Annotated in this window: 22 protein-coding genes; 3 read left to right on the forward strand and 19 right to left on the reverse strand. The window is 66.0% G+C overall.

Annotated elements, in window-relative coordinates:
• Nucleotides 1-46: 46 nt before the first annotated feature.
• From dalD to DXT74_RS10990, 7 genes are all read right to left on the reverse strand, one after another.
• Complete coding sequence (dalD, locus tag DXT74_RS10960; RefSeq protein ID WP_194427935.1) at nt 47-1,438, reverse strand: D-arabinitol 4-dehydrogenase; 1,392 nt, start codon at nt 1,436-1,438, stop codon at nt 47-49.
• Nucleotides 1,439-1,457: 19 nt separating this feature from the next.
• Nucleotides 1,458-2,570 carry an ABC transporter ATP-binding protein gene (locus DXT74_RS10965; protein WP_194427936.1) on the reverse strand — a complete coding sequence of 371 codons (1,113 nt, stop codon included), beginning with the start codon at nt 2,568-2,570 and terminating at the stop codon, nt 1,458-1,460.
• Between the two features lie 22 nt (nt 2,571-2,592).
• Nucleotides 2,593-3,276, reverse strand: coding sequence for an HAD family phosphatase (locus tag DXT74_RS10970; protein WP_194427937.1), 684 nt, complete (start codon nt 3,274-3,276; stop codon nt 2,593-2,595).
• Nucleotides 3,273-4,097, reverse strand: coding sequence for a carbohydrate ABC transporter permease (locus DXT74_RS10975; protein WP_194427938.1), 825 nt, complete (start codon nt 4,095-4,097; stop codon nt 3,273-3,275). Before DXT74_RS10975 ends, DXT74_RS10970 begins: the two co-directional genes overlap by 4 nt.
• Complete coding sequence (locus DXT74_RS10980) at nt 4,094-5,026, reverse strand: carbohydrate ABC transporter permease (RefSeq protein ID WP_194427939.1); 933 nt, start codon at nt 5,024-5,026, stop codon at nt 4,094-4,096. Before DXT74_RS10980 ends, DXT74_RS10975 begins: the two co-directional genes overlap by 4 nt.
• An 85-nt stretch (nt 5,027-5,111) precedes the next feature.
• Entirely contained in the window at nt 5,112-6,419 is a 1,308-nt protein-coding gene (locus tag DXT74_RS10985) for a sugar ABC transporter substrate-binding protein (protein ID WP_043590143.1), read from the reverse strand.
• Nucleotides 6,420-6,570: 151 nt separating this feature from the next.
• Nucleotides 6,571-7,347 (reverse strand): L-iditol 2-dehydrogenase, encoded by a 777-nt coding sequence (locus DXT74_RS10990; RefSeq protein ID WP_194427940.1) that lies wholly within the window; start codon nt 7,345-7,347, stop codon nt 6,571-6,573.
• Between the two features lie 233 nt (nt 7,348-7,580).
• On the opposite strand from DXT74_RS10990, the gene DXT74_RS10995 reads away from it, so the two are divergent.
• Entirely contained in the window at nt 7,581-8,528 is a 948-nt protein-coding gene (locus tag DXT74_RS10995; protein WP_194427941.1) for a sugar-binding transcriptional regulator, read from the forward strand.
• Nucleotides 8,529-8,601: 73 nt separating this feature from the next.
• On the opposite strand, the gene DXT74_RS11000 is transcribed toward DXT74_RS10995, so the two are convergent.
• Nucleotides 8,602-8,943, reverse strand: coding sequence for a hypothetical protein (locus DXT74_RS11000; protein ID WP_043590140.1), 342 nt, complete (start codon nt 8,941-8,943; stop codon nt 8,602-8,604).
• Nucleotides 8,944-9,470: 527 nt separating this feature from the next.
• On the opposite strand from DXT74_RS11000, the gene DXT74_RS11005 reads away from it, so the two are divergent.
• On the forward strand, nt 9,471-10,091 hold the full coding sequence (locus DXT74_RS11005; protein ID WP_043633480.1) for a S24 family peptidase: 621 nt from the start codon (nt 9,471-9,473) through the stop codon (nt 10,089-10,091).
• Nucleotides 10,092-10,094: 3 nt separating this feature from the next.
• Here the strand turns inward: DXT74_RS11005 and DXT74_RS11010 are convergent, their stop codons facing one another.
• The 11 genes from DXT74_RS11010 to tssB form a co-directional block, all read right to left on the reverse strand.
• The gene (locus DXT74_RS11010) at nt 10,095-10,622 is read right to left on the reverse strand and encodes a toxin-antitoxin system YwqK family antitoxin (RefSeq protein ID WP_043633482.1); all 528 of its coding nucleotides are present in this window, start codon (nt 10,620-10,622) and stop codon (nt 10,095-10,097) included.
• Between the two features lie 4 nt (nt 10,623-10,626).
• Nucleotides 10,627-12,633 carry a type VI secretion system Vgr family protein gene (locus DXT74_RS11015; protein ID WP_194427942.1) on the reverse strand — a complete coding sequence of 669 codons (2,007 nt, stop codon included), beginning with the start codon at nt 12,631-12,633 and terminating at the stop codon, nt 10,627-10,629.
• Between the two features lie 257 nt (nt 12,634-12,890).
• Nucleotides 12,891-13,343, reverse strand: a complete 453-nt coding sequence (locus DXT74_RS11020; protein WP_194427943.1) for a hypothetical protein — start codon at nt 13,341-13,343, stop codon at nt 12,891-12,893.
• A 173-nt stretch (nt 13,344-13,516) separates the two neighbouring features.
• Nucleotides 13,517-14,005 (reverse strand): hypothetical protein, encoded by a 489-nt coding sequence (locus DXT74_RS11025; protein WP_194427944.1) that lies wholly within the window; start codon nt 14,003-14,005, stop codon nt 13,517-13,519.
• A gap of 11 nt (nt 14,006-14,016) precedes the next feature.
• Entirely contained in the window at nt 14,017-16,599 is a 2,583-nt protein-coding gene (gene tssH / locus DXT74_RS11030) for a type VI secretion system ATPase TssH (protein ID WP_194427945.1), read from the reverse strand.
• Nucleotides 16,596-17,645 (reverse strand): type VI secretion system baseplate subunit TssG, encoded by a 1,050-nt coding sequence (gene tssG / locus DXT74_RS11035; protein WP_194427946.1) that lies wholly within the window; start codon nt 17,643-17,645, stop codon nt 16,596-16,598. Before tssG ends, tssH begins: the two co-directional genes overlap by 4 nt.
• Nucleotides 17,609-19,408: a type VI secretion system baseplate subunit TssF gene (tssF, locus tag DXT74_RS11040; RefSeq protein WP_196783859.1), complete on the reverse strand. Its 1,800-nt coding sequence runs from the start codon at nt 19,406-19,408 to the stop codon at nt 17,609-17,611. The genes tssG and tssF overlap by 37 nt, the downstream gene beginning before the upstream one ends.
• Nucleotides 19,408-19,875: a type VI secretion system baseplate subunit TssE gene (gene tssE, locus DXT74_RS11045; RefSeq protein WP_194427947.1), complete on the reverse strand. Its 468-nt coding sequence runs from the start codon at nt 19,873-19,875 to the stop codon at nt 19,408-19,410. The genes tssF and tssE overlap by 1 nt, the downstream gene beginning before the upstream one ends.
• A gap of 3 nt (nt 19,876-19,878) precedes the next feature.
• Nucleotides 19,879-20,376, reverse strand: a complete 498-nt coding sequence (locus tag DXT74_RS11050; RefSeq protein WP_019103270.1) for an Hcp family type VI secretion system effector — start codon at nt 20,374-20,376, stop codon at nt 19,879-19,881.
• Nucleotides 20,377-20,441: 65 nt separating this feature from the next.
• On the reverse strand, nt 20,442-21,920 hold the full coding sequence (tssC, locus tag DXT74_RS11055; RefSeq protein WP_019103271.1) for a type VI secretion system contractile sheath large subunit: 1,479 nt from the start codon (nt 21,918-21,920) through the stop codon (nt 20,442-20,444).
• Between the two features lie 35 nt (nt 21,921-21,955).
• A complete protein-coding gene (gene tssB, locus DXT74_RS11060; RefSeq protein ID WP_019103272.1) occupies nt 21,956-22,501 on the reverse strand; it encodes a type VI secretion system contractile sheath small subunit in 546 nt (181 codons plus the stop codon).
• Nucleotides 22,502-22,777: 276 nt separating this feature from the next.
• Here tssB and DXT74_RS11065 point away from each other — a divergent pair, with 276 nt between their 5' ends.
• Nucleotides 22,778-23,239, forward strand: a complete 462-nt coding sequence (locus tag DXT74_RS11065; protein ID WP_114152206.1) for a type VI secretion protein — start codon at nt 22,778-22,780, stop codon at nt 23,237-23,239.
• Nucleotides 23,240-23,258 lie beyond the last annotated feature (19 nt).

A 23,258-nucleotide genomic window follows, 5' to 3' on the forward strand; every position in this document is an offset into this window, starting at 1 on the left:
CTTGGATGGAGTAGCGGACGGCCGGGTGGCGGCGCTCTCGCGCAGTCTATCCCCGTCCGCGGGTTTCCAGCCAGCTGTCCACCCGCGCCAGCGCGGCGCGCAAGGGCGCGGCCAACGCCGGGGCGCCGGCCAAGGGGCCCCATAGCCCTGGGTCTGCGCAGAAGGCGGCCACCGGGTCGGCGGCCGCCAACATGCGATGGCAGGCGGCGATGTCCATGCTGCCGTCCTGGTAGGAGTAAGCCAGCCGGCCGGCGCGCCAGCGTTGCAAAAAGCGTAGGAACAGCGCCGGCAGCATGGCGCAGGCGTCCGGCCGGCGGCCGGCGGCGATGGATTCCCGCAGCGTGGGTGCAATGAAGCCGGGCAGCTTGGCGTAGCCGTCCGCCGCCACGCGCTGATTGCTGTCGCACAGCGCCGGATTGCCGAAGCGCTCCAGCACGCTGTCGCGGTAGCCGGCCAGATCCAGCGGGCTGGGGCTAAGGCAGGGGATTACATCCTGGCTGACGTAGTCGTAAGCCAGCCGCCGGATGTCCGGGTCCGCCGCCCCCTGATGGATGAAGTCCAGGCCAAGCAGGCTGCCGGCCCAGGCGATGCCGCTGTGGCTGGCGTTGAGGATGCGAATCTTGGCTTCCTCATAGGGTTGGACGTCGGCCACCAGCTGCGCGCCGACGCGCTCGAGCGCCGGGCGGCCGGCGGCGAAGCGATCCTCTATCACCCATTGAGTGAAGGATTCCGCGGTGATCGCGCAAGGGTCGCGCCAGCCGGTGGCGACGGCCACCCGTTCCGCCAGTTCCGGCGGCGGCCGCGGGGTGATGCGGTCCACCATGGCGTTGGGGCAACTGCTGTGGCGGCGCGTCCACGCCAGCAGCTCGTGTTCCTGGCGCAGGGTCAGAAACTGTTCCAGGCCCTGGCGGAAGCGTTCGCCGTTGTGGCGCAGATTGTCGCAATTGAGCAAGGTGAGCGCGCCGCCGCCGCGCGCCGCTCGCGCGCGCAAAATCGCGGCAACCGCGCCGTACAAGGTATTGAGCCCGCCGTGCAAATCGTCCGCCAGCTCCGGATTGGCGGTGTCCAGCGCCTGCTCCTGGTTCAGGTAGTAGCCGGCTTCGGTGACGGTGAAGGAGATCACCCGGGTGGCCGGATGCGCGCCTTCGTCTATCAGCGCGCTCAGCCGGCGGTTCCAGGGCAGCACCGCGTCAATGGCGCGGATGCGCCGGTAGAGGCGCTCGCCGGCCGGACTGACCGTTTCCAGCGTGTACTGGCCTTGTTGCGCCGCCAATTGCTCCAGTAGCGGGTTCTGGTCGGCGCGGATATTGCCGACGGCCAGCCGCCAGGGCTCGGCGCCGGCGCCGGCCAGTTGGTCCAGATAGGCGGCTTGGTGGGCTCGATGGAAGGCGCCGGCGCCGATGTGCAGCCAGCGCGGCGGGGGTGAGGAGAGAGTCATCGTTTGGCTCCGTGGTGGCTTAGGGCTGCGGCGAGGCGGTTTGGCGTGGCAGGGCCTGGCCGTTTTCGCGGAACAGGTGGCAGTGCCGCGGCAGGGCGCTGAAGCCCGTTTCGTCGCCGGCGACGAAGTTCTGCGCGTCCGAGATCCTGCTGATCAGCGGCTCGTCGGAGTCCGGGGTTTCGGCGTACAGATAGGCGCAGTCGCCCAGACTTTCCACCGCGGCCACGCGTGCGCGTAGCGCCGCTGGCGCGGCGGAGGCCGGCTGCAGGTGTTCCGGGCGGATGCCGACGGTGACGACGTCGCCGGGCGTCAGGTTTTGCGCCTCCACCGCCGCCAGCAGTTCGCCGCCGCCGTCCAGGCGCACGGCCACGCCTTCCGGCAGGATGCTCAGCACGCGGGCCGGCAGAAAATTCATCCGGGGCGAGCCGATGAAGCCGGCGACGAAGCGGTTGGCCGGATGGTGGTACAGCGCGCGCGGCGCGCCCACCTGTTCTACGCGGCCGGCCGACAGCACCACGATCTTGTCCGCCAGCGTCATCGCTTCGACTTGGTCGTGGGTTACGTAGATCATGGTGGTTTTCAGCTGCTGGTGCAGGCGGGCAAACTCCAGCCGCATTTTGACCCGCAGCGCCGCGTCCAGATTGGACAGGGGCTCGTCGAACAAGAACACCTTGGGTTGGCGGGTGATGGCGCGGCCTATGGCCACCCGTTGGCGCTGTCCGCCGGACAGAGCCTTGGGCTTGCGTTCCAGCAGGTGGTCAATGTGCAGGATGGAGGCGGCGCGGCGCACCGCTGCGTCGATCTCGGCGCGGCTCTTGCCGGCCAGCTTGAGGCCGAAGGCCATATTGTCGTACAAGCTCATATGCGGGTAGAGCGCGTAGGACTGGAACACCATGGCGATGCCGCGCTTGGCCGCGGGCACCTCGTTCATGCGTTCGCCGCCTATCTCCAGCTCGCCGGCGCTGATCTCCTCCAGGCCGGCGATCATGCGCAACAGCGTGGACTTGCCGCAGCCGGACGGGCCGACGAAGACGACAAACTCGCCGTCGTCGATGTGCAGTTGAATATCGGACATCACTTCCGGACCGTCGCCGTAGCGTTTGCCCACATTGCGCAATTGGACGCTTGCCATGCGTTTTCTCCTTACTCGTATTTCAGAACGGACGGGCTTGCAGCCGGCGTACCAGCTCCGGCAGCCGCCGCATATCGTCGAACACCTGGCCGGCACCGGCTGCCAGCAGCCGCTCCGCGTGGCCGGCGGCGATGTGGCCGGCGCCCGCGAAGCCCAGCACGCGCAGGCCGGCGGCGCGGGCGGCGGTGACGCCGGTAACGCTGTCCTCCAGCGCCAGGCAGTGATCCGGCGCGGCGCGCAGCGAGCGGCAGGCCGCCAGGTAGACATCCGGCGCCGGCTTGGCTGCGCCCACCTCGTCGGCGCAATGCACGCGGCCCTGGAACAAGGGCCACAGTCCGGTGCGGCGCAGGGCCGCGCGCACCCGCGCCCCGGCGCTGTTGCTGGCCACCGCCTTGGGCAAGGGAATGGCCCGCAAGGCGGCGGCCACGCCGGGGACGGCCCGCAGCCGCGACGCCACCTCGGCGTCCACCGCGCGGCGGATGCGCGCGATCTCGTCCGGCGTCAGCGGCAAGGGGTGCTGGCCGGCGATGTCGGCCAACAGCGCCTCCAGCGTCATGCCCAGCCGCGGCTGGATCACGGCGGCCGCGTCCACCCCGGGCGGCAAGCGCGCCGCCAGTTGTATTTGCAGTGCCCGCTGGGCGGCGGCCTCGCTGTCCAGCAGCACCCCATCGCAGTCGCAGACCAGATGGGCGACGGTGCCGCTCATTTGACCGCACCGAATGTCAGGCCGCGCACCAGCTGCTTTTGCGTCAGCCAGCCCAGCGCCAGGATAGGCGCCACCGCCAGCAGGGAGGCGGCGGACAGCTTGGCCCAGAAGAGGCCCTCCGGGCTGGAGTAGGAGGCGATGAACACCGTCAGCGGCGCGGCGTGGGCGCTGGACAGATTGATGCTCCAGAAAGCCTCGTTCCAGCTCAGAATCAACAGCAGCAAGCTGGTGGAGGCCAGGCCGGGCAGCGCCATCGGCAGCAGCAGGTGGACGATCTCCTGCCACAGGCCCGCGCCGTCTATGCGCGCGGCCTCCAGTATTTCGCGCGGGACTTCGCAGAAATAGGTGTAGGCCATCCATACCGCGATCGGCAGATTGGCCAGCGCGTAGACCAGCGCCAGTCCGGTCACGGTATCCAGCAGGCCGCCCTGTTTCAGCAGCAGATAGACCGGCAGCAGCACGCCCACCGAAGGCAGCATCTTGGTGGACAGCATCCATAGCAATAGCGGCTGCGCGCGCGCGCCGGGATGGAAAGCCAGGCTGTACGCTGCCGGCACCGCCAGCACCAGGCTGAGCGCGGTGGCGCCAAAGGACACGGCGATGGAATGGCCGGCAAAGGCCAGGTAGTCGCTGCGGGCGAAGACCTCGCGAAAGCTGTCCAGCGTGGGTTGAAACCACAGGCTGAGCTGGTAGGCCTGGGCCTCGGTCTTGAAGGCGGTCAGCAGCATCCACAAGATGGGGAAGAACAGCAGCAGCGCGATCAGCCAGGCCGAGGCGGAGGTGGCGGCGTAGCGCCAGGACAGGGTTGGTTTACCATTCATGCTTGCCTCTCCTCCTTGAAGTTTTGCGCCAGCATGCGGATCAGGAACACCGCCACGATATTGGCCAGCACCACCGCCAGCACGCCGCCGGTGGAAGCCAGGCCGACATCGAACTGCTGCAGGCCCACCGCGTAGATCAAAAAGGACAGCGTGGTGGTGGCGGTGCCGGGGCCGCCGCCGGTGGTGGCGTAGATCTCCGCGAACACTGACAGCAGAAAGATGGTTTCAATCATCACCACCACGCCGATGGGCCGCCTCAGGTGAGGCAGGATGATGTGGAAGAACATGGCCAGCGGGCCGGCGCCGTCGATCTGGGCCGCCTCTTTCTGTTCTGGGTCCAGCGACTGGATGGCGGTGAGCAGGATCAAGAAGGCGAAGGGCAGCCATTGCCAGCTGACGATCAGGATGAGCGAGAACATCGGGTATTGGCCCAGCCAGTCCACCGGCGGCAGGCCCAGCGCTTGCGCGGCGGCGGCGAACAGGCCGTAGACCGGGTGCAGCAGCATATTTTTCCAGATCAGCGCGCCCACGGTGGGCATTACGAAGAAGGGCGCAATGGCCAGCAGCCGGGCCGGGCCGCGGCCGAAACAGGGCTGGTCGAACAGCACCGCCATTAGCACGCCGCCGACGACGGAGATCAGCAGCACCGCGCCGGTCAGCAGCAAGGTGTTGGCGATGGAGGGAAAAAAGGCCGGGTCGCTCCACAGAAAGCGGTAATTGTCCAAGCCGGCGAAGCCGGATTCGTCCGGGCTCAGCAGGCTGTAGCGGTTGACCGAGAAATACAGGGTCATCGCCAGCGGCACCAGCGACCACAGCAACAGGCTGAGCACCGCCGGCGCCAGCAGCCAGCGCTGCGCGCCGCCGCGGCGTGTCCTGGAAGGCGGGGCCGCGCCGGCGGCGGCGCGCAAAGTATGAGCGGGAGAGGGCATGGGGTTTCCTCCGGACCGCCGTGGCGGCGGTCGTGGGTGGATGGGGGCGGCGAAGCGCTGGGAACAGGCTCTTGGGTTCTGATGCTTACGGCTTTTGATAGCCGCCCTGCCGCACCGCCCGGTCCGCCGCCGCCTGGCCGGCTTTCAGCGCGGCGTCCACGCTGCTTTGACCGGCTAGCGCGCCGGAAACGGCCTGGCCCACCACGGTGCCGAAGGACTGGAACTCCGGGATGCCGACATATTGGATGCCGGTGTAGGGCACTTTTTTCAGCGCCGGGTCGTTGGGATTAGCCTGCTGGATCGCCGCCAGCACGAATTTGGCGAAGGGCGCGGCCTTCAGATATTCCGGCTGTTGGTAAGTGGACAGGCGGGTGCCGGGCGGCACCGAAGTCCAGCCCTGATCCTTGGCCACCAGCCGGATGTAGTCCTTGGAGGTGGCCCATTGGGCAAACTGTTTGGCCGCCGCCTGCTGACGCGAGGATTGGGGCACCGCCAGCGCCCAGGACCACAGCCAGCTGGAGCCCTTGGGCGTCACCCCCGTCGGCGCCTGGGCGAAGCCCACTTTATCCGCCACCTGAGACTCCTTGGGATTGAACAACAGCCCTGCGGCCACGGTGGCGTCTATCCAGATACCGCATTTGCCGCTGGCGAACAGGGTCAGGTTCTCGTTGAAACCGTTGGTGCTGGCGCCGGGCGGGCCGTAGCGGCGCATCAAGTCCACGTAGAAGTTCAGCGACTGCTTCCACTCCGGGCTGTCTATCGTCGGGCGCCATTGCTCGTCGAACCAACGGCCGCCGTTGGTGTGCACCAAGGTGGACAGATAGGCCATGTTCTCGCCCCAGCCGGCCTTGCCGCGCAGGCAGATGCCGTACACCCCGCCTTTTTCCTTCAGCGTTTTGGCGAAACCGGCGATCTGCTGGTAAGTGGGCCGCTCCGGCATGTTCAGCCCCAGTTTGGCGAACAAGTCCTTGCGGTAATAAGTCATCGAGCTTTCCACGTAGAAGGGCAGCGCGTATAGCTGGCCCTTGTAGGACAGCGCGTCGCGCGCGGTCTTGACCACATCGGCCAGCTCATAGCCGGGCGCCAGTTGATCCATAGGCTGCAACCAGCCTTTTTTGGCCCAGATCGGCGCTTCGTACGTGCCTATCGTCATCAGATCGAATTTGCCGCTCTTGGTGGCGATATCGGTGGTGACGCGTTGGCGCAGCATGTTTTCTTCCAGCACCACCCAGTTGAGCTTGATGCCGGGGTTTTGGGCCTCGAAAGCCGGGGACAGCTTTTTCAGCGTGATCATGTCCGGGTTGTTCAGCGTGGCGATGGTGAGGGTGGCGGCGTGGGCGGAGCCGGCCAGCAGCAGAGCGGCGGCCAGCGGGAAGCGGTAGGGTCTGGTCATGGCGTTTCTCCTTGCTTGAAGCGTTGCGGACAAAGCTTGTGCGGCCGGCTTGCCGTGTGCGATGCGGCGGCCCGGCTTGGGCTGTGTCAACGGTTTTGGATCGGGTCTTGCAGCGTGGGACAGGGTGGTTTGCTGGCGCGGGCGCGGCGGCTCAGCTCATCCAGTTGCCGCCGTCCACGTTCAGCGTCTGGGCGGTGATGTAGTCCGCGTCGGCGGAGGCGAGAAACACCGCCGCGCCGCATAAATCCTCCGGCCTGCCCATGCGGCCCAGCGGCACCGCCGCGCCCACGCGTCGTTTTTTCTCGCCGGGGGCGAGGCCCTCGTAACGGGCGAACTGCGCGTCCACCTGCTCCCACATCGGCGTGTCCACCACGCCGGGCGCGATGGCGTTGACGTTGATGCCGTGCGGAGCCAGCGCCAAGGCGGCTGACTGGGTGTAGCTGATCACAGCCGCCTTGGTGGCGCAGTAATGGGCCACTAGCGCCTCGCCGCGGCGGCCGGCCTGGGACGACAGATTGATGATCTTGCCGCCCTCGCCCTGGGCCACCATTTGCCGCGCCGCCGCCTGCATCAGAAAGAACATGCCCTGGACATTGACCGCGAACAGCCGCTGATAGCTGTCCCAACTGGCTTCCAGCAGCGGGGCCAGATCAAACAGTGCCGCGTTGTTGTAGAGGATGTCGACGCGGCCGAAGCGCTCGATCGCGGCGCGGACGATGTGTCCGATATCGTCGCGCTTGCTAATGTCGGCGGCCAGCAAGGCCGTGTTGTCCGCATCCGGCCCGCCGGCAAGGGCTTGCAGCTCAGGGCTCAGCCGCAGGTCCACCAGTAAGCAGCGAGCGCCTTCGGCCAGGTAGCGAAGCGCCACCGCCAGCCCGATGCCGCTGGCCGCGCCGGTGACGATGGCCACCTTGTGTTTCAACTTCATGATTTCTCCTCCAGATAATTTTTGAGCATTTGCTCTTGTTGTGGGCAAATATTCGATAAAATGCAGGAGGCTGTCAAGCGCGGAGAACGAAAAAGAAGTGCTGCATAGCAGCATGATTTTAAAAGGCTATTTCTTCGCTTTCGCGGCAAATGAAGCGCGATGCGCCAATCGTTTAGAATGCGTGTCTCCGCGTTGCGGACGCGGGCGGGGCCACATCGAGCGAGGAGGGTGTTTTGTCCAAACAGCAGGAAAAGCTGGACCAGGCGGCGCGGGCCGCCTGGCTGTATTACGTGGCGGGCAAGACCCAGAACGAGATCGCCGAGCAGTTGCAAGTGTCGCGTCAGGTGGCGCAGCGGCTGGTGGCGGCGGCGGTGGACCAGGGCCTGGTCAAGGTGACGGTGGCGCATCCGGTGGCGGCCTGCCTGGCATTGGCGGAAGCCTTGCGCCAGCGTTTTGGTCTGCAGCTGTGCGAGGTGGTGCCGGCCGACGGCGACGCCCCGGCCGAATTGCGCAAGAAGCTGGCGGTGGCCGGCGCGCGCGTGTTCGAGAGCTATTTGCAGCAGCCGCGCCCGCTGGTGGTGGCCCTGGGGTCCGGCCGCACGCTCAAGGCCGTGATCGACGAACTGGGCGACATTCACAGCCCGCAGCACCGGCTGGTGTCGCTGATCGGCACCATCGCCCACGACGGCTGTTCCAACCGCTACGACGTGGCCTTGCCGGCGGCGCAGAAAACCCAGAGCCGCTACTACCTGCTGCCGGCGCCTTTGTACGCCGACAGCGTCGACGACCGCGCGCAATGGTGCAACCACCGGCTGTACCGCGCGGTGGAGGCGCTGGGCGCGGAGGCCGACGTGGCCTTCATCGGCATCGGCGCCATTGCGCCGGGCTGCCCCTTGCAGGAGGACGGCTTCCTGGATCCGCAGGAGATTGCCGGGCTGATGGCGCGTGAAGCGGTGGCGGAGCTGCTGGGCCGGCCGATGGACAGCGCCGGCCGGCTGGTGGGCGAAACGGTGCAGGAGCGGGTAACCAGCCTGGCCTTGAGGCCGCGGCCGGCCAAACCGGTGATCGCCTTCGCCGGCGGCGAGGACAAGGCGGCCGCCATCCTGGCGGCGCTGCGCGGCGAATGGCTGTCCGGCCTGGTTACCGACGAGGCCTGCGCGCGGCGGATATTGGAGGGATGAGGGGCGCCCGCCGCGTGTATCTCCCATGGCGCCAGCGCAGCCCAAGCATCAGGCAATGCGGGCCGATGGGCGTTCAGGACGTTACCGCCTCCAGCTTGGCCGCTGCCAGCTGCAAACGTTGTTGCAAAGGCTCCAGCAAGGCCCACAGCGCCTTGCCGCGCAGTTGCGCGTTTTCCGTGTGGCGCAGCATCAGCAGCAGCGCGCTCAGCGCCTCGCAGCATTGGCGCAGTTCGTCGGCGATGTCGTCGTAGTGTTCGCAGCAGCGGGACAGATAGGCCAGTTCAAGGTCGATGGCGGCGAGGGCGGGGTTGTCGCTGCGCTGCGCGTGCAACTGCTGGACGGTCTTGATCAGGCGGGCGGGCGGTTTGGCCGGCGGCGGTTTGGCGAATCGGGCGAGGAGGTTGCGTATCGGCATGGAGGCTCCTAGAAGTCCGTTATGGGCTGGCGCGGGGCGTGGTCCGCTGGGCGGAAGCCGGACCGGCTGGATTCGCGATTTCGAGATGAGCGGCTTAGAATGCACGAATCGTGTCGGAACTCCGGTTCCGCCTTGACCCAAGGGCGGCCTGGCGGGTGGCCGCGGGCCTTATCCGCTGACTGGTTTGGCTGGCCTTGGCGGCGTTAGCCTGTTGAGTCATTGGCGTGACGCTATCTGACCACGATCGCGGTTAATTGCAAATGCGAGCGTGGTCCGAAATTTTAAAATATAAATATATTCAATAAAATCAACTTATTGCAGTGACCGTGAATGTGGTTTTTCCGTCTATCCGCTTCGTTCCTTGTTGAAGCTGAGAGCCTGTTCAGGGCGCTGGGGGGCTCAAGCGGGACAAGGCGTTGCGGCTGAGGCAGCGGAATGGCGGCGCGGCGCGGTACAAGGCGCCATGAAGCGCAGCAGACTTTGAACCGATTCTGAGGGGGTGGATATTGGAATCTCTTGGCAAACGATTGAGGTTTATCCGCGACACGGTGCTGAAAGAAGCGCGCGACGTCACTGCGCAGAAACTGGGCATATCGCTGGTGTCGCTGCAGAACTACGAAGGCGGCACGCGCAAACCGTCCGCCGTGCTGGTAGCCAAGTTTTCGCGGCTGACCGGCGCGCGGCTGGATTGGCTGCTGTTTGGCGAAGGGGAAGCCTTGCCGGGGGCGACGGGGCCGCGCACCGGCGAGCCCTTGGCGCCGTATGCGCCGCAAGGCGCGCATGTGGAGGTGCCGTGTTACGGCGACGGCGCGGCTCTGCCGCTGGCGCTGGGCTGGCTGGAATCCCGGCTCAAGTTGCCGGCCGGCCAGCTGGCGGCGGTGGCGGTGGCGGGCGATGCGATGGACGGTGTGTTGAACGATGGCGACCTGGCCCTGATCAACCGGGCGGAAACCCAGCCGGGCAGCGGCTTGTACGCGCTGGAGCTGGACGGTGAGGTGGTGGTGCGCCGGGCGCAGAGGCTGCCGGGCGGCAAGCTGGGTTTGTCCAGCGCCAATGAGGCTTATCCGCCGTTTGAGGTGGACCTGGCCGCGCCGCCGGCGGATTTCTCGGTGTTGGGGCGAGTGGTGTGGCTGGGGCGGCAGGTGTAGCGCTCACCCCATCATTTTTTGCCACCACCAGCGCCAGCGCGCCATCGGTTTGCCGTCCGCGTTCAGCGGCCGGCCGTCGTCGGCGAAGCGTTCCGGCGGCCCCAGCGGTTTGCCCTCGATGAAGTTCTGCCGTTCCGCCAGCGCGCCGTTGGGGTGGTAGCGCTGTTGCAGGCCGTGCTTGAGGCCGTTGCGGTACACCGCCAGCTCCGCCGCCTGGCCGTTGGGAAACAGGGTGCGGGTTTCGCCGTGCGGCAGGCCGTGGCGGTAATGAGCCTGGCGTTGCAGCGCGCCCTCCGGCGACCAATACTGCGCGGCGCCGTGCAGCTGGCCGCATTGGTAATGCAGCTGGGCCGAGGGCTGGCCGCTGGGGTGCAGCAGGGTGGCCGGGCCGTGCAGCTGGCCGTCCTGGTAGTGGAAGCGCGCCAGCGGCGCGCCGGCCTGCTCGATGCGCGCCGGGCCTTGCAGCTTGCCGTCGCCCAGCTGGCCGACGAAGCGCTGCTGGTCTTGTTGGATGTCTATTGGTTCCGCCATCGCATCAGTTCTGCTGGATCAGCCCGCCCTTGAGGGTGAGCATGCCGCCGCCGTCCACCGTCTGGCTGGCGCTGGCCTTGTTGGTTAGCGACACCCCGGCGTCGTTGGTCAGCGTGGTGCCGGCTTTATTGGTCAGCTCGGTGCCCGCCTGGTTGGTGAGCCCGGTGCCGGCCTTATTGGTCAGGCTGGTGCCGGCCTGGGCGGTGTAGGCGGCGTCGCTCTTGGCGGTGAAGGCGCCGCCGCTTTGCAGGGTGAGGGTGCCGCTGACCTTGATGGTGAGGTTGCCGTCCACGGTTAGCGTGTAGTTGCCGCTGACCTTGTGTTCGTGATTGCCGCCGGTGCTGTGACTCTGGTCGCCTTCCACCTTGACCGTGCGCTTGCCCTTGACGTTGAGGGTTTCATTGCCGGTTTTCACTTCCACCGTGCGGTTGCCCTTGTCCACGCTGAGGCTGTCGTTGCCCTCGGTGACGCTGCGCTTGCGCTCGTTCTTCACCACCAGGGTTTCGTCGTGGCCCACGTCAGCGGCCACGTCGTTGAGCACTTTCACGGTGTAGTTCTTCTGCGCCTGGAAGAACACTTCCTCCTTGTCCTTGCTGTCGTCGAAGCGCAGTTCGTTGAAGCCGCCGCCGCCTTTTGTCGAGTTGGTCTTGAGGCCGGACTGCGCCTGCTTGGCCGGCAGTTCATAGGGCAGCGCGTTGTCGCCGTTGTAGACGCAGCCGCTGACCAGCGGCTTGTCCGGGTCGCCGTCGATGAAGCTGACAATCACTTCCTGGCCGATGCGCGGGATGAACTGCATGCCAAAGCCCTTGCCGCTCCACGGCTGCATCACTCGCAGCCAGCAGGAGCTGGATTCGTTGTCCTTGCCGTCGCGGTCCCAGGGGAATTGCACTTTGACGCGGCCGTATTTATCGGTCCAGATCTCCTCGCCGGCCTTGCCCACCACCTTGGCCACCTGCGGGTGCATCACCGGCTTGGGGGTGAGCCGCGGCGGGCGATAGGGGGTGGCCTTGGGGATGGCGGCGAAGCGGTTGCGGTAATGCTGCTGGCCGGCCTCGTGGCTGACGCGGGTCACCACCCAGGCGATATTGCAGGCCGGGTCCGGGTGGCCGCTCAGGGTGAAGCAGTGGCCGGGAATCAGCCAGCGACAATCGCTGTCGCCCACCAGCTCCACTTCCTCGGCGCGCAGGCCGTCGCTGCGCTGCTTGGCCAGCGCGTCGCCATCGGCCTTCTTGGCGTAGCCGCCCGGGTATTGGTAGAGATTGGGCAGATCGGATTTGGCCAGCGCCTGCGCGTACAGCGAGGCGCTGGCGGTGGTGAATTCGTAATCGCCGGCGCGGTAGCCGCCGGCCACCGCCTGGCGGCTGATGCCGGCGCTGCGCACGCCTTCCAGCTCGCGTCCGCCCAGGTCCTGGCCCAGATAGGGAATCTTGGCGTTATTGGGGCAGTCCGGGAAATGGCTGTTGCCGTCCGCCAGCACCAGGGTGTGTTTGCCGTCGGCGTGGGTGAAGAACCAGAAGATGCCGGCGTCTTCCAGCAGCCGCATTACAAAATTGAGATCGCTCTCGCCAAACTGCACGCAGTACTCGCGCTTGGGATAGGTGGCGTCCAGCTTCAGCTGGTAGTCGCTGAAGCCGTGGCCGGCGAATACCGCTTTTACGATGTCCGGCACGCTCTGGTTCTGGAAGATGCGGTTGTTGCCGGCCAGGCTCAGCCACCACAGCCAGGGCCGCAGCGTCACGCTGTAGCGGTCCGCGGTGGCGTCGCCCGGCAGCTGGCGTATCGCCGCGCACAGGCCGTCTAGCGGCCGGGTGTTGTCGTCGCGGCGCAGGCTCAGCGTCAGGTGGGAGGCCACCGCCTTGTCCAGCGTCAGCGCGCTATCGCTGAAGCCGGCCAGGGTGAAGCTGCCCAGCGCGTTCAGCGCCTCGTCGCCGGACAGGCTGTCCGGGTACAGCTCTTTCAGCGCGGAGGCGCTGAGGGAGAGCGGGGTGGTTTTGTCGGAGGGGCGGGGCATGGTGGTTAATGGGTTACGTTCATTGTATGGGTGAAGGGGAAAGCCAACATTTTGCTGCTTGTGATTGGTGAATGGTAAACGTTGGGCTTCATTGCATTCAGCCCAACCTACGGCCCTTAGTATTTTTGTAGGTTATAAAAATAAATAAATTGAGTGGGGGCTTATTTCAGGTTCTTAGTAGTGGGCATATGTCCGCCTCTAGTACAGGTGCTTCTTTTGTGTTCTATCTTAATTTGAGTTGGCATAGTCAGTCGGTTTTATATGAAGTCATCGTCCCCTAAATTCGAGTTAAGCGGTTCTCCTGTTATTTTTTTGTAGACTTCTGCCGCAAAGGTTTGGCAATCTGCTTGGTCGTAGTATGGTCTAGCATTTTTTGCTTCTGAAAATGCAATAAAAACGGTTTTTGTGTTTATTTTTTTATCGGTTATTATCTTTTCATGTAGTACATTTTTTGCATATTTCCCTGTATCTATAGCATCTAATTGAAGGGTGTCCTCCCCATTTGTTCTTGATACCCTTATATTTATTGAGTTTTCTAGAAAAACCATTAGCTCATGATGAACGCCGGTTGTGTAGGAGTCTCCTCTTAGTTGTATTTTGTTTATGGGCACTTCTTTTATTGCATGGTAGCGTGACTGCTTAGCCTTAAGGAGTGTTGAGTTTTTTTCGCGCGTACTGCCTATGCCAGAAAAAAGGAAGTCATCATCCATGTTCTTCTTTCTAGAAAAATGTTGGTGAATTGTATTTCACTGGTCAGTGTTCGTGGGTAAATAAAAAGCCTTCATTACTCTTGCTATCTTTATCTAAATAGCCTGTTCTTGATAGTCAAAGGGGCGCGTAGGGTAGCTTTAGTGTCGATAGGGTGAGGCATTGGTTTGTCTCGTCAGGGAAAAATTTTTATCTGTGCCTTCAAGGCCAAATGCTGTAGCATCGTAAAGTAAGTTGTGTCATTTTTCGAACGACTAGCATGTATTTGGGGCTTGCTGATCTTGAGGCCGTATATTTTTATAAATGGGGCTCTTCGAAAAATCATTACTCCACTTTCCAATTGGTCGTTGTCGAATGAATAGCACCATGCATCTGCTATCTCGATGCCAATCGTAAGCGGACGACTAAACTGATCCGCTGTGTTGCCGTTCGTGGTGTATTCAACTATCGCGTTGTCTCCTGTGTGATTCTTCTGCATAAAGTAGTCCCAGGCGGAGTCTTGGGAGTAACGGGTTTCGCCATCGGTTCCTTTTTGTGCATCACAGGCGTCCTTAGGCGGCTTGGCTGGAACTTCATTGGGTATGGGGGCGAACCCGCCAGCAGTTCCGTGGGTCAGTATTGCCACAGCTTCAGCGTAACTATTCAGTCCTCTGTATAAGTCCATGTGCATATCTCCTAGGGTTCCAACACCCACTCCGCTAACTTCCCCGTCACCTGCGCCATCAACACGTTCTCGATATCCCGCGCGCCCGCTGCGCTGCACTTGGCGAGTACAGCCTTGACGATTGCCGGGTCGAAGTCGAATTGTTTCCCTGTCGCCGCCTTATAGCGGGCTTGCAGTTTTTCCAGCTTGTTGATCACGATGCTTTCTAAAGTACGCTCCGCCAGCGGCGGGTAGGGCACCACGGTCATGCGGGCGAGAAAGGCGGGGCGGAAGGTTTGTAACAGCGTTTTGCGCAGGCGTTCGTCGAACAACTGGGTGGCGAACTGCTCGCCTGGAGTGGTTTGCAATAGCTCGGCCCCCACATTGCTGGTGGCCAGGATGATGGTGTTGTTGAAGTCCACCGTCAGGCCGGTGCCGTCTTCCATGACTCCCTTGTCGAACACGTTGTAAAAGGCTTCCAGCACGTCCGGGTGGGCTTTTTCGATTTCGTCCAGCAGCACCACGCTGTAGGGCTTGCGGCGCACGGCTTCGGTGAGCACGCCGCCCTGGCCGTAGCCGACATAGCCGGGCGGCGCGCCCTTGAGCTGGCTGACGCTGTGGGCTTCCTGGTATTCCGCCAGGTTGACCACGATCAGATTGCGTTCGCCGCCGTATAGCGCGTCTGCCAGCGCGTAGGCGGTTTCGGTTTTGCCCACGCCGGTGGGGCCCAGCAGCAGGAACACGCCCACCGGTTTGCCGGGGTCGGTGAGGCCGGCGCGGTAGGCCTGGATGCGTTGGGCGATCTTGCCCAGCGCGGCCGGCTGGCCGATCACGCGCTGGCCCATGCGCTGGGCCAGGGTGCGGATGGCGTAGGCTTCGTCGGCCAGCATCTTGCCCACGGGTATGCCGGTCCAACCGGCGATGACGGCGGCCACGGCCTTGGAGTCCACATGCTCCGGCACCAGCGGGTCGTCCTGGCGCAGCGCGTCCAGGCCGGCTTCCAGCCGCGCCAGTTGTTCCGCCAGCCGCAGCGCCGGGTCCGCGGCTTCGTCCTCGTCGGCGGTCGCGGTTCCGTCTTCGGCTTCTTCCAGCAGCAGCGGCGGTTCGCCGGCGGGCAGCTCGGGCTCGCTGGCCAGGAAGTCCAGCAGTTGCTGGCGGGTGCGCAGGATTTCGCGCACCGCGCGCAATTCGTCCTGCCAGCGCACGGTCAGTTCGCGCATGGCTTGCAGCTGGCGCGCGCTGTCTTGGCGCAGCGCGGCGATGCGGGCGGCGTGGTCCAGGCCGGTGGCCTGTTCGTTCAGCAGCCGCTCCAGTTCCTCGTCCAGCATGGCCTGGCGGTGGCGCAGGTTTTCCAGCTGCGGCGGCTGGTCGTGCTGGGCCAGCGCCACGCGGGCGCAGGCGGTGTCCAGCACGCTGATGGCCTTGTCCGGCAGCTGGCGGCCGGAGATGTAGCGGTGGGACAGTTTGACCGCGTCGTGGATGGCGGCGTCCAGGATGCGCACGCCGTGGTGCTGTTCCAGCCGGGCGGCGACGCCGCGCAGCATGGCCACGGCGCTGTCTTCGTCCGGTTCTTCCACTTGCACCGGCTGGAAGCGCCGCGCCAGCGCCGGGTCGCGTTCGAAGTATTTCTTGTATTCCTGCCAGGTGGTGGCGGCCACGGTGTGCAGTTCGCCGCGCGCCAGCGCCGGTTTGAGCAGGTTGGCGGCGTCGCTGTGGCCCTCGGCCGCGCCGGCGCCCACCAGGGTGTGGGCTTCGTCGATGAACAGGATGATGGGCCGGGCGGCGGCGCGGATGTCGTCCATCACGCTTTGCAGCCTTTGTTCGAATTCGCCCTTGAGCCCGGCGCCGGCTTGCAGCAGGCCCAGGTCCAGCGCCAGCAGGCCGACGCCGGCCAGCGCCGGCGGCACTTCCTCATGGGCGATGCGCAGCGCCAGGCCTTCCGCCACCGCGGTTTTGCCCACGCCGGGCGCGCCCACCAGGATGGGGTTGTTCTGGCGGCGGCGCAGCAGGATGTCCAGGCATTGGCGGATTTCGCCGTCGCGGCCCACGATGGGGTCGATGCGGCCGGCGCGGGCGTCGGCCACCAGGTCGTGGGTGAAGCGCGCCAGCGCGCCGGCCGGTTCCGCCGCGGCGGCGGACGGGGCTTCGCGCGAGGCGGCGGCCCAGGCGTCCAGTTGTTCGCTCAGCGGCTGGCGCGGCGCGCGCAGCAGGCAGGGCGCGCCGATCAGCAGCAGATTGCGCAGTTCGTCGCGCTCCAGCAGGGTGAGCAGCAGCAGGCCGGAGCGGATGCTGGCCTGCTGGCGCAGCGTGGCCAGCAGCAGCGCTTCCTTGAGCCAGGCCACGGTGTGGCTGGAGAAGGCCGGGGCACGGGTTTCGCCGCGCTTGAACTGGTCCAGGCTGCGGCGCAGCTCCGCGCTCAGTTGGTCTGTGCTCAGGCCCAGCTTGGGCAGCAGCAGCGGCAGGTCGCCGTTGGGCAGCTCCAGCAGCTCCAGCAGCACGTGTTCGATTTCCACGTAGTAGTGGCTTTGTTGCAGGCAGCGCTGGGCCGCCAGCTCCAGCGCCTTGCGGCAGCTGGGGTTGAGGCGGGCCACCAGTTCGGACAGTTCGGCGCTCATGCCGGGTCCTCGTCGGCCGGGGGCGGCCGATGCAGCCGGGTGTCCAGCCGCCGCGCTCCGCCGGGGCCGCCCAGCCAGCTGTCCCAGCTCAGCCGCGGCGCGGCGCGGGCTTGCAGCTTGAGCGCGGCGGCCGGCGCTTGCCACAGCAGGCTGAGCTGGATGTCCAGGTCCGGGCCGAAGTAAAACTCCGCCAGCGCGGCCAGCGCGCGGTGGCGTTCGCCGCCGGGTAGGAAGGCGCGGTAGCCGGCCGGGTCCAGCGGGCCCACGGTCAGGCGGATGCCAGCGTGTTCGTCCCAGGCGCGGCGGCCGGCCAGCGCGCCCTGGCCCAGCGCGGCGTTGCGGCCGTTGCGGCCGATGCGGGTGCGGCTGGCCGGCGGGATCTCGCGCCAGCCGCCGGCGTAGGGGCTGGCCTGCACCGGCGCGGCCAGGTGGCGGCTGGCCAAGGCGGCGAAGCCGGCCAGCGAGCGGCGGCGGTCCGCCAGCAGGGCGGCGCGGGCCAGCAGCGCGGCGTCCGGCACCGCCTGGCGTTGTTGCAGGCCGGCGGGCAGCAGGCCGCACAGGCTGAGCAGCAGCGGCCTAGCCGGGCTGAGCCGCGGCGCGGCGAAGCTGGGCGCCAGCCGGTATTTGCGCTGGGCGCGGTAGAGCAGGGCCAGCAGCCGGTGCTGGAACAGTTGCAGGAATTCCGCCGGCGCGTGGTCTTTGTCCTGGCGGCGCTGTTGCAGCCATTCCTGGTAGGCGTAGGGCAGCGGGCCGTCCGGGCCGCCCAGGCCAAAGGATTCGACATCGAGCGCCGGCTGGCCGTCCCGCGCGTCGCCGCCCAGCGCGCCCGGTTCCAGCGCGCTCAGTTCGCTGGCGGCGAAGGCGGGCAGCAGCGGGCCGCGCAGCCGCAGCGCTTCGCGCGCCGGGTCCGCGCCCTGGCCCAGCGGCGCGGCCTGCGGCGTCAGCCGTTCCAGCAGCATCACCGCCTGGGCGAATTCGAAGCCCTGCGGCCGCGTCAGCAGCCGCTCGGCTACAGAACCAGGCTGGGGCCGGGCGGCGGCTGCCATGTCTGGATCTCCTGTTGCTGGTGGACGAGTCGGGTGCGCACGAAGCGGTTGGCGTGGGCGTAGAGGGCGAAGAAGTGGGCGAGCACGGCGGCGAACAGCACGCGGCTGCCGCCGGCGAAGCAGGCCGGGTCCAGCTCCAGCGTCAGCAGCAGGCCGTTGCGCCAGCCGCGCCAGGCGTCGGCGCCGACGTGGTCGACGATGCGTTCGCTGCGTAGCGCGGCGATGCCTTCGATCTGGCGGCGCGCGGCCGGCTGTTCGCCCAGATTGTGCAGCGCCAGCATTTCGCGCAGCGCGGCCAGCGCCTGCGGGCCTTCGCTCAGCGACAGGTGGTTGAGGCTGAGCTGGGACACCAGTTTCCAGCGCGAGGCGCCGTCCAGCGCGGCTTCGGTTTGCGGCCGCGGCGGGCGCAGCAGCCGCGCCTGGCCCACCGGGCCGGGCAGTTCGAACATCAGCGGCGCGCCGGCCGGCAGTTGCTCGGCCAGGTGGCGGTTGGTGCATAGCAGTTCGGCGGTGAGGCTGAGCTCGCTGGCGGCCAGCGGGTCGAAATCGGCGTCCACCAGGGTGAGCAGCATGTCGCTGCCGGGGCGCAGGCGGTTGAGGCCGCGCACGCGGCGCGCGTGCCAGTAGCGGCCGTCGCCGCCCTCGCCGTGGCTGCAGGCGAAGTAGGGGGCGATGCGGCGCGCGCCGTCCGGGCCGGCGGCGCGCAGTTGGCGGATGGAGTGGATTTCCACGCTGTGGTCGCGGTGGGCGTCGGCCACCAGCAGGTATTCGCTGCGGCTGCCGTCCGGGTGCAGCGGCTCCGAGGTGTGCGGAAACAGATTGATCACCGGCGCGCAGCCCAGCGCGATGTCGCCGTGCTGGATGCCCAGGCGGCCGGCCGGCGCGCGTTCGAAGGCGATGACGATTTCCAGCTGCCGCTCAGCCTGGCGCGGCAGGCTGAGCGGCAGGTCGAAGAAGGCGAATTTTTCCGGGCAGGCGAAGTATTCCGCCAGCAGCGCGTGCGCCGGGTGCACGCCGTCCTCGGCCGGCAGCAGCGCTTCGTCGGCGCTAAAGCCGCAGGCGCGCGGCAGCGCGCCGGGGCGGATGGAGGGCGCGAGGCCGGGCCGCTCCGGCAGCCGGCAGCTGATTTGCAGGCTGTGGGCGGACAGCAGGTCGTAGAGCGCGGCGGCGTTGAGCGGGGAGCCGGCCAGGTGGATGCGCAGGCTGTTCAGCGGCAGCGCGCCCAGCGGCTCCGGCCCCAGTTTTTCCAGCCGCAGCACCAGGGCGGCGCGGGCCTGGGCCAGGCCGCTGGCGGCCTGGGCTTCGTCCTCGGTCAGCAGGCTGGCGGCGGCGAGCCGCAGCGGCCACAGGGTGACGGCGGCGCTGGTGCGAAAGCGCAGGCTGTCGCCGGCGGTGGTGGCCACGAACAGCGGGGTGCCGCGCTCGATGCGGTAGCCGGCGTCCAGCTTGCCCTTGTCCGGGTCCGGCTCGAAGCGGGCGATGGCGCAGGAGGGCATGGGCCGCAGCGCGTGCGGGTAGAGCTGTTCCAGCAGCGCGTCGGTGAGTTCGGAGTAGTCGTCGTCCAGCCGGCGTTGCAGCCGCGCGCACAGCAGGGCGAAGCCTTCCAGCAGCCGTTCCACTTGCGGGTCCGGGCATTCGCCGTCGCTCAGTTGCAGGCGGTGGGCCACCTTGGGGTAGCGGTGGGCGAATTCGCCGCCGGCGTGGCGCAGGTAGGCGAGTTCGCGTTGGTAGTAGTCCAGCAGGCGCGGGTCCAGCGATTCCATCAGCCGGCGTCCTCGCAGGCGGTCAGCCGCGCGCCGGACGGGTCCAGTTCGGCGACGAAGGCGGCCGGCCAGCGGCTGCCCTCGGCCTGGAGTTCGCCGTCTATGCGCACGCTGAGGAGCAGGCCGCGGCCCGGCACGGTGTCCACGCTGACGCGTGGCGCGGCCAGCCGGGGTTCGAAGCTGCGTATCGCCTGGCGGATCTCGCGCGCCAGGCGCTGGCGGTCTTCGGCGCGTTCAGGGTGCAGCGCGCTCCAGTCCGCCACGCCGTAGTCGATGACGCTGAGTTCGGCCAGGTAGGGCTGTTCGGCGCGGCGGCTGGACAGCAGCCGCGCCAGTTCCGCCCGCACCGATTCCTGCAGCCGGCGGCGGTCCACCCGCAGCAGCGGCTCGGCCTCCAGCCTGTGTCGCGGTTCGGCGTCGGCCAGGAGTTCGAACAGACCCGGGCGGAACTGGGCGGGCTGGCGCATGGTTTACTTGGAGTACTTGTTGGCGGCCAGGTCCCACACCGCGGCGGCGTTGCCGTCCTTGGCGCCGGTGTCTTTCTGGGTGGTCAGCTCCCACTTGATCTTGGTGAAGTTGAGCGAGAGGTTTTCCACCGGCTTGCCGCCGGTGCCGCCGCTGACGCTGACGTTGGACAGGATGGCGTTGGTCAGGGTGTAGACGATGTAGGGCAGGATCTTGCCGCTGCTGTCGGCGGCGTTGCGGCCTATGGTGATCTTGACCTCGGGAATGTTCTTGCCCTGGCAGCAGTAGGCGTTGAGTTCCGGCGTGGATTTGTCGGTGAACTTGGTCAGGCTGAATTCGCCGATATGCGGCTTGCCGGAGGTGCGTTCGGTGTTGCTGACATCGTTGGTCACCTGCATGGCCACGTTGTGGCTGTAGGACAGCACTTCGATCTTGTCGGTGTAGCCTTCCAGCTTGCACTCGCCCTTGATGTCGCTGCCCAGGTCCAGAATGATGGCGTCCATTGCTTTGCTTGCTCCTTGGAGGGTATTGGTTCAGGCCCGCCGCGCGGCGGGCCCTTGGTGTGGCGTCAGGCGGCGGCCGGCGGCGGCAGCTCAGCCACCAGGCGGATGGACGCGGTCAGCTCTTCCAGCTGGAAGTGCGGGCGCAGGAAGACGGTGGCGCGGTAGGCGCCGGGCTTGCCCGGCACTTCGGTCACGTCCACCCGTGCTTCGCGCAGCGGGTACTGGGCCTTCACTTCCTGCGGCGCGTTGTCGTTGACCAGCACGTAGTCCGCTATCCAGTTGTTCAGATAGGTTTCCACGTTGTCGCGGGTCAGGAAGCTGCCGATCTTGTCGCGCATGATCACCTTGATGTAGTGAGCGAAGCGCGAGGCGGCCAGCACATAGGGCAGCATCGCGGAGATGCGGGCGTTGGCGTTGGCGGCGTTGGTGTTGTAGACCTTGGGCTGGTTGGCGCTCTGGCCGCCGAAGAACACCGCCAGATCGGTGTTTTTCTTGTGGCACAGCGCGATGAAGCCCAGTCCGTCCAGCTCTTTCTCGCGGCGGTCGGTGATGGCGATCTCGGTGGGGCATTTGAGCGCGATGTCGCCGGACACGGTGCCGAAGGTGTGGGCCGGCAGGCCTTCCACCGCGCCGCCGCCTTCCACGCCGCGGATGGCCGCGCACCAGCCGTATTTGGCGAAGGCGTCGGTGATGCGCTGGCCCAGCGCGTAGGCGGCGTTGCCCCACAGGTATTTGCTATGGTCGGTGCCGTTGACGTCTTCCACGTAGTTCATGCCTTCGGTGGGCTTGGTGTCCGGGCCGTAGGGCAGGCGCAGCAGGATGTGCGGCAGCACCAGGCTGACGTAGCGGGAATCCTCGCTGGCGCGGAAGGAGCGCCATTTGATCAGTTCGGCGCTTTCAAAGGCCTTGGCCAGGTCGCGCGGCACCGCCAGTTCGGTGAAGCTGCTCATATCGAACAGGCGCGGGCTGGCGGCGGAGATCAGCGGCGCGTGCGCGGCGGCGGCCACATTGGACAGCTTTTCCAGCAGCGCCACGTCTTGCGGGTGGCGGCCAAACTCGTAATCGCCGATCAGCAGGCTGATGGGGTGGCCGCCAAAGGTGCCGTATTCTTCCTCGTAAATCTTCTTGAACAGCGCGCTCTGGTCGAATTCCACCGCCTTTTCCAGGTCGTTCTGCAGTTCGTCCTTGGTGGCGTTGAGCAGGCGCAGCTTCAGGCGGGTGCTGGTTTCGGTGTTCATCACCAGGAAGTGCAGGCCGCGCCAGGAGGCTTCCATCTTCTGCACGTCCGGGTGGTGCAGGATGTTGTTGAGCTGCTTGCTCAGCAATTGGTCGATGATGGCGATGCGGTGGTTGATCATCGCCACGGTGTCTTTGTCGATGGCCATGCCTTCGTCAAGCACTTGGGTGGCGAATTCGGACAGCAGGTCCTTGGCGTATTCCTGCTGGATGTCGTCGTGGGCCATGCGGCCTTCCTGGATGATGCGGTCCAGCAGCGACAGCGAGGCGGCGTCGCCGCTGGGGGCTTCGGCTTGGGTCTTGGCCATGAGGTGTCTCCGGTATCAGGTGGTCGAGCGGGGCGTCAGGCGGCCGGCGGCGCGTCCGGCGCCGGGGCGGCTTCCGCCGCGGCCGGGGCCTCGGGGCGGGCGCTCTTGATCTTTTGCAGTTCCTCGGTGTTGGCCACCACGTCCTGCAACAGCTTGTCCAGTTCGTCGTTGCCGTCCAGCTTGGTCAGCAGGTCGCGCAGTTTCTGGCGCGCCTCGTACAGCCGGCGCAGCGGGGTGACTTGCTTGACGATGTTGACCGGGTCGAAATCGTCGAAGTGATTGAATTTTAGCTCCACGTTGAGCTTGCTGCCGTCGTCGGACAGCGCGTTGTCCACCTGGGCGGTGACGCGCGGGGCCAGCGAGGCCAGCACCGCGTTGAAGTTGTCGCGGTCTATTTCCACGAAGCGGCGTTCGCTCAGCTTGGGCAGCGGCTGCTCCTGCTTGCCCGCCAGGTCCGCCATGATGCCTACCACCAGCGGCAGCTCCCGTTTTTCCAGGGCGTTGCCGATTTCCACGTCATATGTGATTTGCACGCGCGGCGGACGAATCCGGTCCAGCTTGTGCTGTGTGCTCTCTGCCATAACAGACCTCGATCGGTTGGGAAGCTAACGACGCCGGCTGCAGGCCGCGTATCCGGTCCGCTTTGGCGTGATTGCATGATTGTCAGACCATTGTTGCCCGGCCGGGCCTGGTCGCTCTTTTCCATTGAAGCCGGCCATGGCTGCTGCATGGAAGCCTTATTTGCTGACAAATGCTTGCAATTTGCATTTTTCAATGACGATGGCTTAACAATTCCTATAGAACTATCGGCATTTTTTTGCCAATATTATTTGCAATGGATAATGGCGTTTTGGGTGATGCGGATGCGCAACGGGTATCTGGCTGGGCTGTGCTGCTGTTTGGCGCTGGGCGTGGGCGGATGCTCGTCGCTGGGCTTCGGCCCTTCGGTCAAATTGCAGGCGGCCACGCTGGACGTGGTCAGCATGGCTAATGACGACACGCCGTTGGCGGTGGATTTCGTCGCCGCCAAGGACCCGGAGCTATACAAGCTGTTGCTGGGGCTGCCGGCGGCCAAGTGGTTTGAACAGCGCGAGCAGTTGCTGCGCGATTACCCGGCGGATCTCAAGGTGTGGGAGCTGGAGCTGGTGCCGGGCCAGCACCTGGAAACCGAGGATGTGCCGATACGCGGAGAATCCGCGGCCGGCCTGCTGGTGTACGCCGGCTACGCCGGGCCGGGCATGCACCGGCTGAGCCTGGATACGCGCAAGAAGGTTTGGCTGCGTTTTGAAAGCAAGAATATGCGGCTGATGGAGCCGTAGCGGGGGGAGAGCGGTTTGA

Origin of the sequence: Chromobacterium sp. Rain0013 (assembly GCF_015291765.1) — a bacterium.
Classification (GTDB): Bacteria; Pseudomonadota; Gammaproteobacteria; order Burkholderiales; family Chromobacteriaceae; genus Chromobacterium; species Chromobacterium haemolyticum.

Excerpts from the sequence above, each read along its gene's own strand:
- DXT74_RS10980 (WP_194427939.1), bottom strand. The coding sequence starts at position 5,026 with ATGCCCTCTCCCGCTCATACTTTGCGCGCCGCCGCCGGCGCGGCCCCG.
- DXT74_RS11015 (WP_194427942.1), bottom strand. The coding sequence starts at position 12,633 with ATGCCCCGCCCCTCCGACAAAACCACCCCGCTCTCCCTCAGCGCCTCC.
- DXT74_RS10985 (WP_043590143.1), bottom strand. The coding sequence starts at position 6,419 with ATGACCAGACCCTACCGCTTCCCGCTGGCCGCCGCTCTGCTGCTGGCC.
- DXT74_RS11050 (WP_019103270.1), bottom strand. The coding sequence starts at position 20,376 with ATGGACGCCATCATTCTGGACCTGGGCAGCGACATCAAGGGCGAGTGC.
- DXT74_RS11025 (WP_194427944.1), bottom strand. The coding sequence starts at position 14,005 with ATGGACTTATACAGAGGACTGAATAGTTACGCTGAAGCTGTGGCAATA.
- DXT74_RS10970 (WP_194427937.1), bottom strand. The coding sequence starts at position 3,276 with ATGAGCGGCACCGTCGCCCATCTGGTCTGCGACTGCGATGGGGTGCTG.
- DXT74_RS10990 (WP_194427940.1), bottom strand. The coding sequence starts at position 7,347 with ATGAAGTTGAAACACAAGGTGGCCATCGTCACCGGCGCGGCCAGCGGC.
- DXT74_RS10965 (WP_194427936.1), bottom strand. The coding sequence starts at position 2,570 with ATGGCAAGCGTCCAATTGCGCAATGTGGGCAAACGCTACGGCGACGGT.
- tssE (WP_194427947.1), bottom strand. The coding sequence starts at position 19,875 with ATGCGCCAGCCCGCCCAGTTCCGCCCGGGTCTGTTCGAACTCCTGGCC.
- DXT74_RS10975 (WP_194427938.1), bottom strand. The coding sequence starts at position 4,097 with ATGAATGGTAAACCAACCCTGTCCTGGCGCTACGCCGCCACCTCCGCC.
- tssB (WP_019103272.1), bottom strand. The coding sequence starts at position 22,501 with ATGGCAGAGAGCACACAGCACAAGCTGGACCGGATTCGTCCGCCGCGC.
- DXT74_RS11020 (WP_194427943.1), bottom strand. The coding sequence starts at position 13,343 with ATGGATGATGACTTCCTTTTTTCTGGCATAGGCAGTACGCGCGAAAAA.
- DXT74_RS11000 (WP_043590140.1), bottom strand. The coding sequence starts at position 8,943 with ATGCCGATACGCAACCTCCTCGCCCGATTCGCCAAACCGCCGCCGGCC.
- dalD (WP_194427935.1), bottom strand. The coding sequence starts at position 1,438 with ATGACTCTCTCCTCACCCCCGCCGCGCTGGCTGCACATCGGCGCCGGC.
- tssH (WP_194427945.1), bottom strand. The coding sequence starts at position 16,599 with ATGAGCGCCGAACTGTCCGAACTGGTGGCCCGCCTCAACCCCAGCTGC.
- tssF (WP_196783859.1), bottom strand. The coding sequence starts at position 19,408 with ATGGAATCGCTGGACCCGCGCCTGCTGGACTACTACCAACGCGAACTC.
- DXT74_RS11065 (WP_114152206.1), top strand. The coding sequence starts at position 22,778 with ATGCGGATGCGCAACGGGTATCTGGCTGGGCTGTGCTGCTGTTTGGCG.
- tssC (WP_019103271.1), bottom strand. The coding sequence starts at position 21,920 with ATGGCCAAGACCCAAGCCGAAGCCCCCAGCGGCGACGCCGCCTCGCTG.
- tssG (WP_194427946.1), bottom strand. The coding sequence starts at position 17,645 with ATGGCAGCCGCCGCCCGGCCCCAGCCTGGTTCTGTAGCCGAGCGGCTG.
- DXT74_RS11010 (WP_043633482.1), bottom strand. The coding sequence starts at position 10,622 with ATGGCGGAACCAATAGACATCCAACAAGACCAGCAGCGCTTCGTCGGC.